The organism is Nodularia sp. LEGE 04288, assembly GCF_963896525.1.
Classification (GTDB): domain Bacteria; phylum Cyanobacteriota; class Cyanobacteriia; order Cyanobacteriales; family Nostocaceae; genus Nodularia.
This window is the reverse complement of the sequence record NZ_CAWQOY010000077.1, coordinates 18,626-33,348: the sequence shown is the minus strand read 5'-3', so window position 1 is coordinate 33,348 and position 14,723 is coordinate 18,626. Positions and strand designations below refer to the sequence as shown.

Here is a 14,723-nt window from a genome sequence, read left to right as displayed (position 1 = left end):
ATCTCTAATAAATCAGGTAAGTCAACCTTGCTGATGAATCACAGAACTTATACCAATTACTTGTGAAGCTGCATATTATTTCGACCCCACCCCTAACCCCTCCCCGCAAGCGAGGAGGGGAACTGAATTTCTGGTTAAATTCTATTTATGCATCTTTATATTAAATTGGTATTAAACAAAAAATCTCTCAAATTCTCATAACTCTGTGTACTCTGTGCCTCTGCGGTTCGTTCACTCCACTCAAACCACTAAAAAGCGCCAGCAATCAAGCCAATAATTGCACCAGCAGGGACTAACTGCCATGTGGGACGCTGGAAGCGGATCAGCGCCACTAAAGCTAAAATGCTGATCATGGCTGCTAAGATAGAGCGCCCTAGAGTATCTTGGATGATAGCAGTCTGTGCTAGGGGAATTGCCGCAGCTGCGATCGCACCTAGAACCGCAGGAGTAACGCCTTTCAAAAAGCTGCGAATCCAGGGGTTTTGGCGAATGCGAACTAAAAGCGGTGCAGCTCCCATGATCAAGAGGAAGGATGGGGTAAAAATGGCGATCGCCGAAATTAAAGCACCCATTGCACCAGCCACCTTATAGCCGACAAAAGCCGCCGTAATCACCACAGGCCCCGGAGTAAATTCACCAATAGCCACACCGTCCAGAAATTCGCTCCGAGTTAACCAATGAAATTGATTGACTACTTCTGACTCCAGCAAGGGGATAATCACTAGCCCACCCCCAAAGATGAAACTACCGACTTTCAAAAAGAACAATGTTAACGTTAAATAATACTCCTGAATCCGTTCTAGTCCCCAAAAGCTAGACAATGCTAATGTGTCAGTAGATACAGTCGCCAGTGTTTTGGGCAGCACCTGCATCATAGGTAAAAGCGGAACTAGCCAAGCACTGTTGAGATTTGATGGAGTGGATGGTGGTCGATATAAGATTAACCCGACAATACCCGCTAGGATGAATTGCAAGAGAATATTGACTTGAAATAGCAACGTGACAAATAGGACAGATATAGCGATCGCCACACCTTTGCTATCCGTAATTCCCCGTTTTGCTAACTTCCAGCAAAACCCAAAAATAATCGCAATGACAACAGGTGTAATCCCCAGAAACAAATCTTCAATCTGCGGTATACCCTGAAAACGAAAATATGCCCAAGACAGAGTTAGCACAATTAAGAAAGCAGGCAAAATAAAACAAATCCCAGCCACTAAAGCTCCCAACTGTCCCGCCCGGACATACCCAGTATAAATTCCCATCTGCGTAGAAGCAGGCCCAGGTAACATCTCGCAAACCGCGACTCCTTCCAAAAATTGTTCTTGGGTAAACCAGCCTCGCTGCACAACAGCTTCATCATTAATCATGGCAATGTGAGCTTGCGGGCCACCAAAGCCAATTAAGCCTAGCTTGAAAAAAAGTTGAGCCAGTTCTAGCAATCTGGCAGATAAACTAGGCTGTGTTTCCAGAGAGTCATGATTACTTTGCTGATTCATTCTCAACCTCTTTGTGGAGATATGCAGAATAAAAAGTGAATAATTCAAAATCACATTTAAAATCTCAAATCAAAAATTCCAGATTTTGAGTAATTACCTTCAGGTATGAGGTCAATCTAAAATCTAAAATCTAAAATCTAAAATTGAGCGACGTTTGATGATCATCCCATATATTATTTTAAGTAATTTTTTATCTTTCATAAGTTGGAAAAAATAAATGATTCAAAGGATGGAAGAAAAGACAAATTTGAGTTTGTAAAATAGCAAGGTCGGCAAAAGTCGTATGTAATTTTTGCTCCTGGTTTATCTACTACATCATTCATCGGTGTAAATAAATCAACCAGTGATGAGCAGAAATTGTGTCTCTTATTCAAGAGAACGAACAACAAGTATGAGGAGCTTTTTCATGGTGAATAGACTCAACACAAATCACTTGAGCAGTTGTGTCAGCTTTCGCGATCGTAGCTTGATGCAAAAGCTGTGGAAGTCCAAAGGTATTACTGTTTTAGCACTGGGGACTTTGCTGCTTTCTGCTTGTAATAGTGGGTTCCGAGAAGCAATTGCTCCGGAATCGCCAGAAAATGTCGTCACTGAAGAAGTTGCAGACAGGACAGATCAACTGATTGGTCAAACCGTAACCATTAGAAGTCAACCAATCAGCTTAGTTAGTCCCACCAGCTTTACAGTCACGGATCAAAAATTATTCGGTAGCGAAACTATCCTAGTGGTTAATGCTACGGGTCAACCTTTTACTCTGCCTGATCAGCAGAATATAGAAGTTCAAGCTACAGGACAGGTTAGCAAATTTGTACTGGCAGACATCAATAGAGATTACAAGTTGAACTTGGAGTCAGACTTGTACAGTGAATACGAAAACCAGCCTGTGATTATTGCCCAGTCAATGGCACTAGCACCAAAACCAGGAGATATCATTTCCAACCCCAGCCAATACTACGGAAAAACTCTGGCGGTGGCAGGTGAAGTAGCAGACACGAAAAATGAAGTTTCATTTACCTTGGATGAAGACCAATTAGTGGGTGGAGAAGAGTTGCTAGTGCTGCGTAGCAATCCACAACCGAGTATCGGTGATCGAGAAAGTGTCGTTGTTACAGGTGTGCTGCGTCCGTTTGTCGTTGCTGACCTAGAGCGAGATTACGACCTCACTTGGGATTTAAATGTCCAGAAACAGCTAGAAGTTGAGTACAGCAACAAACCTGTGATAGTTGCTACAGGCGTTTATCCATCGGCAGTTTCCCAATAAAATTAGCCACTTATTCCCCACAATCGCAATAAATAGGGTGAGGACTGGCGCGGGTTTGATTGTGGGGAACAGTCCCAGCCCAAGGCGCTTCATCTCAATCAAAACAGCCATAGCCAAACTGGGAGAGTAACCAGTAAGACCATAGACCCCACGGCTAAAGAAGTAACTGCCAGGTCGCGGTCAAGATTAAAGGTTTCAGAAATGACTAATGTGGCAAATGCTGGAGGCATAGCCATTTGTAGGACAATTACCTGTGCTGGTTCACCAGTTACGCCAAAAAATGGTAATGTGCTACCTAGAACTAGGGGAACAATCAACATTTTAATTATTAAGCTGATTCCTGCCTCCGGTAGCCTGTGCCAAGAATTGAGCTGAGAAAGTCGCATTCCAATTAATATTAAAGTTAAAGCAATAACGCCCCAACCTAATTTTTCTAGGCTAGATTCAAGGAAAGAGGGGAGCGTCACCGCTCGAAATAGCAAGCCAAAGCCGAAACTCCACAGAGCCGGATTAATCACAATGGACTTGATTATTTGCCAATGATTCCCCGCACTTCCGCCGAAATGAGATGCCAAAACTATTCCGAAGCCATAAGCACCAAAGAGTGATCCCAACATATCGTAGAATAAAGCCCAGGCAAAGTATTCTTGCCCGACTAATGCGAGGGTGATGGGAAACCCCAGATAACCTGTGTTGCCCACCATTGCCGCCAGGAGTATGCTACCTTGAGTTGATTTTTGATAAATGGTTTTGCGGAAATAGGCTTGCCCTTTCATTCCCCACCAAGCCAAAAATGCCCCTAGTAAAATGGCTAAATAGGCGATCGCCGGGGCAATCCAAATCTGTCCCGACAAATCGGCTCGACGTAAAAAAGCTACGATACTTATAGGTACTCCTACCCAAAATAACCATTGAGCCACACGAGTAGGAACTGTGTTAGGTAGTTTGCGTCCCAGAATAAAGCCTACTAGGACTAATCCCACCAGTTTGACGTATAGTTCTAGGAGGTTAGCCAAGATTGTGCCGAAGAATAATAGATGTGAATACTACAGAAAATCTTTATTTCTGTCCAGTCTACAATTTTTGATCAACATTGCACAAAAGCAGGAGATGTCTCTTGAATAAAGCCCGGTTTTCTGGACAACCGCATCACTTATCAGGTGACTCTAGTGAAGATATTCCAGTGGCTTTACGCGATAGCCCTGACGCAGCACCTCAGCGACTTTCCCCAACTCTAATTTTGCTGATCGCAGGAATATCTGGGTTAATCCTGCTGGGTTTAATTGCTAGTTTTTGGTTCTTTGTCATCGCACCCAGAAACACCATTGACCCTCAACTTGCATCTAATGTCACAACTCCCACAGACTCACAATCTAGTAATTCTGTCAATAGTCAGGATAATAATCTTGATGCCCTGTTGGGTCATTTGAGATACCCAGAAGCGCCAGAGTCAGAACTATTACCAATTACCGCAGATGGGCGCATTAGACTCAGAAAAGTTGCCGCCGAAAGGTATCAGTCCATGACGCAAGCAGCGCGGCGTGAGGGTGTAATTTTAGTGGCAATTTCTGGTTTTCGCTCAGTAAAAGAGCAAGAACAGTTATTTTTTGGAGTTGGTGCTAGACGCAATCAAACCCCAGCCGAAAGAGCAGCCGTCAGTGCGCCTCCTGGACACAGTGAACATCATACAGGCTACGCTGTGGATATAGGTGATGGCGCAGTCCCAGCCACTAATCTGCAAACCAACTTTGAAAATACCAAGGCTTTTAACTGGTTACAAGGAAATGCGGCGCGTTTTGGCTTTGAAATTTCCTTTCCGGAAAATAATTCTCAAGGTGTGAGTTATGAACCTTGGCACTGGCGTTTTGTAGGCGATCGCCATAGCCTAGAATTATTCTACAAAGCCAAAAATTTAAACTCCACAGAACCAGGATCTAAATGACCATCGCATCTAGTGGTCGGTCAGATCATAGCGATAAACTTGTATTCAAAAGCATCCATGAGAGAAGTATTGTAAAATCTCGTGGATGCCTTAAATTTATGGAATATAGTATAATATTGCTGACAAACCGCCAATTTAGGACTCGTGACGCGTAAATTCCCCAGATAGAATTCGGGGGAGTATGTCAACAGTTTGGCAGATATTGTCTTGTTTCCCGCTTTATTGTTGGTAACAAAATATGAAACGTCTTGTGGTTTGCTGTGATGGAACTTGGCAAAATTTAGCCAGTCCTTGCCCAAGCAATGTAGTTAAGTTAGCTCAATCTGTGAAACCGATCGCCAATGATGGAATTACACAGATCGTATTTTATGACGCGGGCATTGGCACCGAGAGTAAAAAAATTTTAGGGGGAGTTACCGGAGCCGGAATTGATAAAAATATAGAAGATGGCTACCGTTTTCTGAGTATCAATTATACCCCCGGTGACGAAATCTATCTGTTCGGTTTCAGCCGTGGTGCCTACACAGTTAGAAGCCTCGCAGGGATGATCTATTGTTCTGGTCTTCTCAACCGCAGCAATATCACCAAAGCACATGAAGCTTACGAGCTTTACCGTAACCGGAGTATTAAACCCAGTGATCTCGAAGCAACGGCATACCGTAAAATTTACGGCGATCGCGTCCCGATCACCTTGCTCGGTTGTTTTGACACCGTTGGCTCCCTGGGTATTCCTACGCTACCCTTCTTCAGTATATTGCCCGGACATCTGAATAAGCGGTACAGATTCCATGACACTACCTTAAACAGATGTATTCAGAATGCATTGCACGCTATGGCGATCGACGAAATCCGCAAAATTTTTGATATCACCCCCATGCAAAAGCATCCTGAAGCCGACGACCAAAGCCAGAGGGTGATTCAAAAGTGGTTCCCAGGTAGCCACGGTTGCGTTGGTGGTGGAACCGAAGAATATATTGGGTTATCAGATGCTGCCTTACAGTGGATGATTGACTCCATCAGTGAAATGAAATTGGGGCTTGACTTCGATATAAGTGTAATTCCCACAGGTATTAACCCCAATTATGAATGTGACTTTAAAAATGATCCTGGATTTTTTAAACTTGCAGGAATCAAGTTTCGTGAAGTCAGCGATGTCATTGAAGACGTTCATGACAGCACGATCAAGCGTTTGAAAAATCGCAAAGATTATCGACCCAAAAATCTCCAAAAGATTATTTCTAAACTGCAAGATTTAGAATAAATTTGGTTAATCGCAGCCGAGAAATTTCGGATGCATTGCAGAGATAATTGAAAAAAAGCAGGTAAAAATAATTATGGCTGGAAAAAGAGATACATCCAAAGACGGGTTAGGTAACAAACTTCAGACATTACTTTTAACCAATTTTAAAGGATTTTGGCAACTTCTCCAAAGCAACGAATCTCTAAAACGTAAAGTTAACAAAACTCTACTTAATAGTCTCATCTATAAAATTCCGACTCGTCCTAATCCCTACAGTATGATGACTCTAGATGAGTATATTCCTGATACTAAAATTCCTAAAAAAACTGATACTTATACCTCCTGGGAATCACTCAATGATCGCACTTATACAGGACGACATCTACCACCCGATCCCAAGTTAAACGCCGAGGGGAACCTTCCCAAAGTTGAAGACCTGGCTATTTTATTCCGGAAAAAAGACGGTAAAACCATTTATTCTAGCAAATCAACCATGTTGTTTCCCTATTGGGTACAGTGGTTTACAGATAGCTTCCTTCGGATTGATCACCACAATAAACTAAAAAATACTTCCAATCATGAAATTGATTTGTGTAACGTTTATGGTTTAACCAGGAAACAAACACATCTTTTAAGAAGTTTTCAAGGAGGTAAATTAAAAACTCAGAAACTCAAACGCCAAGACGGTGTAGAAGAAGAATATCCCTTGTTTTATTATGCTGATGCAGCACAAGATCAAGTTAACCCTGAATTTGAAGGTCTTTATCAACCCCTAAACGACGAAAAAAGACAGCCCGTAGAAAAAAAACAATATATGTTTGCGATGGGAGTAGAACGAGCCAATGTCCAAATTGGCTATGTCATGCTCAACACTCTCTGTCTTCGGGAACATAATCGTCTTTGTGATCAACTAGCAAGCAATTATCCAGATTGGGATGATGAACGGCTCTTTCAAACATCGAGAAATATTCTCATGGCGATGATTCTTAAAATCATCATGGAAGAGTACATTAACCACATCACTCCATATCACTTTAAATTGTTTGCCGATCCTGAAGCTTTTACAAAGGAAAGTTGGTATCGTACCAATTATATGGCCATTGAGTTCGACTTCGTTTATCGCTGGCATAGTGCCATTCCAGAAACTTTCAACTATAACGGTAAACCAACCCATATTGCAGCATCCCTGTGGAACAATAAGATGTTTATTGACCAGGGTTTAGGGCCATTGATGGAAGAAACTTGTTCTCAACCAGGGACAAAAATTGGTTTATTTAACACCCCTGATATATTGGTTGAATTAACTGAATTACCCTCAATCCGACTAGGAAGACAGCTGCAATTAGCAAGCTACAACGATTATCGCCAAATGTGTGGTTTTCCCAGAGTGACTAAATTTGAACAAGTTACCAGCGATGAATTTGCTCAAAAGAAACTCAAAGAATTATATGGTCATGTTGATAAAATTGAGTTCTTTGTCGGGCTTTATGCCGAGGATGGGCGAGAAAATTCCACGATTCCGCCTCTAGTAGCACGCTTAATTGGAATTGATGCCTTTTCTCAGGCGCTAACTAATCCTTTACTATCACCCAATATCTTCAATAAAGAGACTTTTTCTCCTGTGGGTTGGGAAATTATTCAGAATACCAAAACAGTCTCAGATTTAGTTAATCGGAATGTTCCGGCATCAGACAAGAAGTACAAAGTTACTTTTGACCTTTAAGAAATTGTAATAGCCATTCTGTAGCGTGCGTTATAGCGAAGCGTAACGCACCATAAAAATAAACTCAATTAATCCTATCCCAAAATGAAACTATTTACCGAATATCCAGAAAAAGACGAACTCAAATATTCCAATCTCATGAGTGACCTAGCTACAAAGCGAATGGAAAATCTTTACGGGGATGAGAAAAAAGAACCCGCCAAAAGAGATACTCATGCTAAAACCCACGCTGCTGTTCAAGGAACTCTGGAAATCTTTGACTTTGATGAAGCAGCAATTAAACAAGAATTGAGCAAACGCACCTCATTAACAGCAGCTCAACTTTCAGCCATTTCCCTAAAACAAGGTTTATTTGCCAAACAGAAACAATATCCGGTGTGGTTACGATTTGCTAATGGTGCCTTTTCCGTAAAAAATGATTATGAACCAGACACACGCTCGATGGCTGTAAAAGTGATTGGGGTAGAAGGAGAACGACTACCGCAAAGTCACGAGTTAAAAACCCAGGATATTATTGTCCACAATGTCGAATTCTTTTTTGTTAAAACCATTAAAAAGTTTTACAGCTTTTTTTTAGCGGTTTATCGATCTGGGCTATCTCCATTTCTGAAGCTGTCCACGCTTTTATGGCTACTGTTCAATCCCCATGAATTCTCACTTCTAAAAAATGGTTTCAAACGGACTCCCAAGAGTTTGCTCACAGAACGCTATTGGAGTGCTTCAGCCTATTCCCTGGGACTCAAATCTGATTTTGACCCCACCAAAACGAGTCTAGTTCCTGTGGAATATCCGGCTGTAATTAAATATGCATTTACTCCGGTTTCCAATCAAGCACCTCATCAACAGCTTCCTTTCCAGGAAAGACCAGAAAGCGAACTGAAGAGTGCCAAAGCATTAGGTTCAGAGGACAACTACTACCGAGAGGATCTAACTCAAGCTTTAGCAAAACCTGATGCTGAATACCATTGGGACTTTCAAATCCAATTTCAAACTAGCCCAACGATGTCCATCGATGATACTACCATAGCGTGGAATGAAGAGGAATCACCCTTCATTACAGTTGGTCGTCTGACAGTTAAGCATCAAAACATTCACTCTCCTCAAGAAGATGACTTTGGAGAAAATCTCCGCTTTTCTGTTTGGAATGGTCTAGCAGTACATCGTCCTGTCGGCGCGATTAATCGGTTACGTAGCATAGTGTATCCTATCGTTGCTGAGTACCGACATAAAAAAAGAGGAGTCAAATACCAAGAACCAACAGTCTAATTTTCACAGGAATGCTGATCTATTGACCTGTAGGGTGTGTTGTCGTGCAGCGCAACGCACCATCAAAAATTTAAGCTGCTATAGAGCTACGTCATCACACACCCTACGTATATTTTATATTTCTTTCTTATATCTTTTAGACTCTATTGACAAAAAGTATCAATTTACCTGAAGATTCTACTCATCTGGCTGTGTATTACATATTTGTGACGAGGCATTAAATGGGAATTAATAATCTGTTTTCGGCTGGCGGTGTGGTCATGTGGCCGCTATTCGGGTTTTCAGTGTTAGCCGTAGCCCTGATTATTGAACGTATTCGGTTTTGGGTGAGAATCAATAACCGTCAAAGCATTGTGATTAGAGAGGTATTGAAACTTTATCGACTAGATAACGTAGTGGGCGCAATGGATAAACTCCGGAAAAATGCAGATTTGCCTTTAGCGCGCATTTTTCTTTCCCCTCTGGAATTGGAAGAACCGAACCCCGAAGAATTTCGTTTAGCACTAGAAAGTGAAGCTCAAGCAGAGATACCTTTACTCAAACGCTTTCAAAACATCTTTGAGACAATTATCGGTTTAGCCCCACTATTAGGTCTACTGGGTACTGTATTGGGATTAATTGCTTCCTTTGCTTCCCTAGATATCGGTGATGTGGGAGGTACGAAAACCGCAGGTGTAACTGCTGGTATCAGTGAAGCTTTGGTTTCTACAGCGACAGGATTGGTAGTTGCGATATTTACACTCTTATTTGCCAACTCTTTTCGCGGTTTATATGTCCGTCAAATAGCACTCATCCAAGAGTACGGGGGACAATTAGAGTTACTTTACCGCCGACGCTACGAACGAGGAGAGAAAAGTTATGCGCCTACCAGATGAAGCAGATTTACCAGCACAGATCAACATCTTACCGATGATTGATGTGATCTTTGCGATTTTAACCTTTTTTATCATGTCAACGCTGTTTTTAACTAGGTCTGAAGGTTTGCCCGTTAATTTACCTACGGCGACCACAGCCACACAGCAGCAAATTCCCATGAAAATTACCGTAACGGTAGACGAACAAGGAATAATTAGCGTCAATCGTCAACCTAGTAAAGTTGATTCATTAGCAGACCAACTGCGGACTATCATTGGTTCTAACTCAGAAGCGTTGGTAATTATTAATGCTGATGAAAAAGTAGGTCATGGTCAGGTAGTAGCAATTATGGATCGAGTGCGTCAGGTAAAAGGGGCGAAATTAGCCATTTCTACACAAAAACCTTAAGCACCACTTAGCCCAGTATATTTCCTATTTCCGCTAGATGAAGAGACGTAGCATTCCTATGTCTCTTCATATTTTTGAGCCAACAATTCTTGGCGATTTTTGGGCTTGATTACCGAAAAGTGTAATCTGTTTATGTAGTTTCAGGTAATTCAGGATGTTAAAAATATCAGTTGACTTATAGATAGGAGGCGGTTATTATAATATCGAAGCAAAAGTTGTGTAGTCAAAATAACTACCAATCGAAGCAAATATTCCTTATACCAAGAGATAACAACCATGTTGAACCCATTATTTACCGAAGTATCCTCTGAGCAACAAGAAGCAGTAGTTGGTGGATTTACCTTTAACTTTGGTAACACTTTCTTTACTGGCAGCCAAGAAAATACTTCCACAACCACAACCTCTACCCCTGATGGTGGTAGCACCACAACCAGCACCACTGGAAACGTGCAAATTAACACCACTGGATTAACCTTCAACGGATTCAATCTACCTGCTAACTTCTTGTCCGGCGGTGTAACACCATAAGGTTAATTAATTAACCCCCCCCTGAGTTGAGTGGCTAAAACGACTACCCACTCAGGTAAAATTTTCCATTAGTAATAATACTCATCGCAACAAATGAAGATCATGTCAAACCCATTATTTATCGAAGTATCCTCTGAGCAACAAGAAGTAACTGCCGGTGGAATTACGATTAATTTTGGTGCAACCAATTTTTTTGGAAGTATCGGCATAACCACCACAACCACTACGTCTCTTCCTGACGGTGGTAGCGAAACAATCAGCGAAACTGACAACACAACAGTTGAGACATCTGGTATCGTGTTTGCTGGATTCGATCTAACTGAAGATTTATTTAGTACTTTATTTTAGTACTAATAGCCTCCCTTGAGTTGAGTAGTCAAAACGACTACTAACTTAAGTAAATTTTGTTAACACCAAGAGATAAAAATCATGTCAAACTCATTGTTTACCGAAGTATCCGCAAAGCAACAAGAAACCGTAGCAGGTGGATTCAGCTTCAATTTTAGTGGAACTACTTTCTTAGGACTACAAACAGCTACAGGAACTGGCTCTACCTCTACTCCAGCTGGTAGTCAAACACTTAGCGAAAATGCTTTAATAGAAGTTGATACAACAGGTACAACTGCTAACGGACTGGATCTACCCGCAGATTTTAACCTGGCATCTTTCTTTTCTGCATTCTTCGGTGCTTAAATAGCTGATGAATAGCACCAGAGTTGATAGATCAAAACATCTGCCAACTCTGGTAATTCTTGTTTGCACCAAGAGATAAAACCATGTCTAATGGATTTCTTTTGGTGTGAATCTATCAAATATAGCTCTGTCTTTCCTGAGTTTTCCTATAGGTTTAGATAAACCTAATAGCTAAAAACCTTTGGACAGAGTATTTTTCTAGTAAAGATTCCTAATACGAAGAAATAAACACGATGTTTGACCAATTATTTACAGAAATATCTGTTGAAGATCAAGAAACCGTAACTGGTGGTTTGGATCTTAATGCGTCTTTGACTACATTTTTTGCCCAACAAACTAACTCTACTACTGGCGCTCAATCTGGGTTTGGAGGTAGTACAGCAGGCGGTAGTAATTCTTCTCTGACAGTGTTCACAACTGGTTTGACTTTAAATTACTTTAATGGTGTAACACCACCACCACCAATTCCCAATCCCAATCCCAATCCCAATCCAGGCCCAACCCCAGGACCTGTAAATCCATAGGCAGATAAAATTGGATTCTAGAGATTTTTACAGCTTTTAACTGATATTAACTGAAATATCTACATCAGTGTTTCATAAATACATTGTGAATAAAAGTTATAGCTTAAAAATCCTGCCCTGACTTTTAAATGTCAAGCTTTAGAAATGGTCAGCTATTTATTATTGGGTCGCATAATTAGCAATAATTATCTTGTCTTTTATAGACTGCCCATGAATAGCTGACCATTTGTCATATCAAAAATCATGGTAGTTTAAAATATTGCCCAACCACACACAACTACAAAATCCTGAATTATTCATAGAATTAGCAGAAAAGAAACAGCTCGCTGTTTCTGGGTTAATTTGCTGATTACTCAGTCGTAAAGCCTTAAAAATCCGGGTTTTGTCATGTGGAAGGTGGGAAAGAATCGCTTACTCAAAAATAACCAAGTAAAAAAACTCTTAATTTGCACAGTCTCCGCACAGAAAATCGATTCACACAAAATGCAATATCAACAGATTGCAAATTCAAATCTTACGGAACATGGACAATGAAGGCAATTAAAAATGCTTGACTCATGTTACCTCCCATACCTAAAGGCGATGGGTTTCTACATATCCCACGGAGATTGTTATGAAATACCAATTTGTTCGACAGCATAGTGAAGAAGACTGTGGCGCGGCTTGTCTGGCCGCAGTTTCTAAATATCACGGGCGCAATTTTACCCTCAGCCATATCCGCGAAGTTGTAGGTACTGGACAATTTGGCACAACTTTGTTGGGACTGAGGCGAGGTGCAGAAACACTTGGTTTCAATGCTCGTCCTGTGAAAACTTCATCAGAGTTACTTGAGCGGTTGAATGAAGCTCCTTTACCAGCAATTATTCACTGGAAGGGACAACACTGGGTTGTTTTATACGGCAAAAAAGGCAAAAAATATCTCATTGCTGACCCGGCTGTGGGAATGCGTTATCTGTCTACCCAAGATTTAGTCCAGGGTTGGACAGACTGGTTAATGCTATTACTAGAACCAGATCCCATCCGCTTTTTTGCCCAAAAAGATGATGAAGTTGGTGGGTTTTTGCGTTTTTTCAAGCGCGTTTGGATTTATCGGACTATTCTCGCCCAAGCTTTACCTCTTAACTTGATGTTGGGGGTGCTGTCTTTGGCTTCTCCTTTCTTGCTGCAAATCCTCACTGATGATGTGCTGGTTAGAGGTGATATGAGTTTACTCACTACTGTGGTCATGGCTGTAGTAGTGATGAATTTTATTTCTAGTAGCCTTTCTTATGTGCAGTCCAACTTAATCGCCCACTTTGCCCAACGGCTGAAATTAGGCTTAGTTCTAGATTTTGGGCGACAAATTTTGCAACTACCTCTGTCTTACTACGAAGCTCGGCGGAGTGGAGAAATTGTCAGTAGGCTCAGGGATATTGACCAGATTAATCAGTTAATATCTCAAGTAGTTGTCAGCTTACCTAGTCGCTTTTTTGTGGCGGTTATTTCTCTTTGCTTGATGGTTTTCTATAGCTGGAAACTGACGGCATTAGCAGCAATTATTGCTGTGGTCATGACTCTATCTACAATTGTTTTTCTACCGACTTTACAGCAAAAAAACCGGGACTTTTTAGTTAAATATGCAGAAGCACAGGGGCTTTTAGTAGAAACGTTTAAAGGCGCGCTGACTCTAAAAACCACCACATCAGGGCCACAATTTAAAGATGAATTGCAAGGTGAATTTGGATTACTGAGTAATTTAGCATTCCGCACCATGCAGATTGGAATTATTAATAATACTTTTTCTGGTTTTGTTTCTAGTATAGGTAGTGTACTTTTACTGTGGTTTGGCGGCTATTTGGTGATTAATCCAGCGGAAAATCTCAGCATCGGGCAGCTATTCGCATTTAACGCCATGAATGCTAATTTTCTGGGATTAATTGCTACTGTGATTGGTTTTGTGCAACAATTCACTCTTGTGAGAACTGCCACTCAACGTCTTACAGAAGTTATTGACGCTACCCCAGAAAATGAAAATGATGGGAAAAAACCTTTTGAGAAAATTCCCGGTGACATGGATATTGTTTGCAGCAATGTTAACTTTCACTATGCTGGCAGACTTGACCTGTTAGAAGACTTTTCTGTGACTATTCCTGGTGGTAAGGTTACTGCTATAATTGGCAAATCTGGTTGTGGTAAAAGCACTTTAGCAAAACTCATCGCCGGGTTATACCCCATAAGTTCTGGTAATATTCAGATAGGATTATATAATCTCCAAGACCTGGCTCTAGATTGTCTCCGACAACAGGTAATACTTGTTCCTCAAGATGCCCATTTTTGGAGTCGTTCTATAGTGGAAAACTTTCGCTTAGGAGCGCCCCATGCTTCCTTTGAGCAGATTGTCAGAGCTTGCAAAATTGCTGAGGCTGATGAATTTATTATTAAACTCCCTGATAAATATCAAACGATTTTAGGTGAGTTTGGGGCAAATATTTCTGGGGGACAGCGCCAAAGATTGGCAATAGCAAGAGCGATAATTACAGATCCACCAATTCTGATTTTAGACGAATCGACAGGTGGACTTGACCCGGTAAGTGAAGCGCAAGTTTTAGATCAATTATTTAAGCATCGTCAGGGAAAAACTACAATTTTAATTACTCATCGCCCTAAAGTAATTAATCGGGCTGATTGGGTCGTTTTGTTGGAAAATGGCAAGTTAAAGGAGCAAGGAAATTTAGCAGATTTGAGCGAAAAACCAGGACAACATTTAGATTTTTTCATCTCTTAATTAGTAGTAATTGGTCTAGA

General features: G+C 41.1%; 14 protein-coding genes. 12 read left to right on the top strand and 2 right to left on the bottom strand.

Features of this window, described 5'->3' with window-relative positions; genetic code table 11:
• Positions 1 to 248: 248 nt before the first annotated feature.
• Positions 249 to 1,499 (bottom strand): chromate efflux transporter, encoded by a 1,251-nt coding sequence (gene chrA, locus AACX33_RS05495; RefSeq protein WP_194000847.1) that lies wholly within the window; start codon positions 1,497 to 1,499, stop codon positions 249 to 251.
• A gap of 406 nt (positions 1,500 to 1,905) precedes the next feature.
• On the opposite strand from chrA, the gene AACX33_RS05490 reads away from it, so the two are divergent.
• Complete coding sequence (locus AACX33_RS05490; protein WP_227788867.1) at positions 1,906 to 2,760, top strand: hypothetical protein; 855 nt, start codon at positions 1,906 to 1,908, stop codon at positions 2,758 to 2,760.
• A gap of 98 nt (positions 2,761 to 2,858) precedes the next feature.
• On the opposite strand, the gene AACX33_RS05485 is transcribed toward AACX33_RS05490, so the two are convergent.
• Entirely contained in the window at positions 2,859 to 3,776 is a 918-nt protein-coding gene (locus tag AACX33_RS05485) for an AEC family transporter (RefSeq protein WP_194000849.1), read from the bottom strand.
• Between the two features lie 101 nt (positions 3,777 to 3,877).
• On the opposite strand from AACX33_RS05485, the gene AACX33_RS05480 reads away from it, so the two are divergent.
• The 11 genes from AACX33_RS05480 (at position 3,878) to AACX33_RS05430 (ending at position 14,703) form a co-directional block, all read left to right on the top strand.
• Positions 3,878 to 4,702 carry a M15 family metallopeptidase gene (locus AACX33_RS05480; RefSeq protein ID WP_194000851.1) on the top strand — a complete coding sequence of 275 codons (825 nt, stop codon included), beginning with the start codon at positions 3,878 to 3,880 and terminating at the stop codon, positions 4,700 to 4,702.
• 238 nt (positions 4,703 to 4,940) lie between these two features.
• Positions 4,941 to 5,963, top strand: a complete 1,023-nt coding sequence (locus AACX33_RS05475; RefSeq protein WP_194000853.1) for a DUF2235 domain-containing protein — start codon at positions 4,941 to 4,943, stop codon at positions 5,961 to 5,963.
• A 73-nt stretch (positions 5,964 to 6,036) separates the two neighbouring features.
• Positions 6,037 to 7,665, top strand: a complete 1,629-nt coding sequence (locus tag AACX33_RS05470; protein ID WP_194000855.1) for a peroxidase family protein — start codon at positions 6,037 to 6,039, stop codon at positions 7,663 to 7,665.
• Positions 7,666 to 7,749: 84 nt separating this feature from the next.
• Positions 7,750 to 8,931, top strand: a complete 1,182-nt coding sequence (locus AACX33_RS05465; RefSeq protein ID WP_194000857.1) for a catalase — start codon at positions 7,750 to 7,752, stop codon at positions 8,929 to 8,931.
• Positions 8,932 to 9,152: 221 nt separating this feature from the next.
• Positions 9,153 to 9,806 carry a MotA/TolQ/ExbB proton channel family protein gene (locus tag AACX33_RS05460; protein ID WP_194000859.1) on the top strand — a complete coding sequence of 218 codons (654 nt, stop codon included), beginning with the start codon at positions 9,153 to 9,155 and terminating at the stop codon, positions 9,804 to 9,806.
• Positions 9,790 to 10,194, top strand: a complete 405-nt coding sequence (locus AACX33_RS05455) for an ExbD/TolR family protein (RefSeq protein ID WP_194000861.1) — start codon at positions 9,790 to 9,792, stop codon at positions 10,192 to 10,194. The genes AACX33_RS05460 and AACX33_RS05455 overlap by 17 nt, the downstream gene beginning before the upstream one ends.
• A 276-nt stretch (positions 10,195 to 10,470) precedes the next feature.
• Positions 10,471 to 10,722 (top strand): CTB family bacteriocin, encoded by a 252-nt coding sequence (locus AACX33_RS05450; protein WP_194000863.1) that lies wholly within the window; start codon positions 10,471 to 10,473, stop codon positions 10,720 to 10,722.
• 102 nt (positions 10,723 to 10,824) lie between these two features.
• Positions 10,825 to 11,070 carry a CTB family bacteriocin gene (locus tag AACX33_RS05445; protein ID WP_194000865.1) on the top strand — a complete coding sequence of 82 codons (246 nt, stop codon included), beginning with the start codon at positions 10,825 to 10,827 and terminating at the stop codon, positions 11,068 to 11,070.
• Between the two features lie 81 nt (positions 11,071 to 11,151).
• Entirely contained in the window at positions 11,152 to 11,415 is a 264-nt protein-coding gene (locus AACX33_RS05440; RefSeq protein WP_194000867.1) for a CTB family bacteriocin, read from the top strand.
• A 233-nt stretch (positions 11,416 to 11,648) separates the two neighbouring features.
• A complete protein-coding gene (locus AACX33_RS05435) occupies positions 11,649 to 11,939 on the top strand; it encodes a CTB family bacteriocin (protein ID WP_194000869.1) in 291 nt (96 codons plus the stop codon).
• Positions 11,940 to 12,552: 613 nt separating this feature from the next.
• Positions 12,553 to 14,703: a peptidase domain-containing ABC transporter gene (locus tag AACX33_RS05430; RefSeq protein WP_194000871.1), complete on the top strand. Its 2,151-nt coding sequence runs from the start codon at positions 12,553 to 12,555 to the stop codon at positions 14,701 to 14,703.
• Positions 14,704 to 14,723 lie beyond the last annotated feature (20 nt).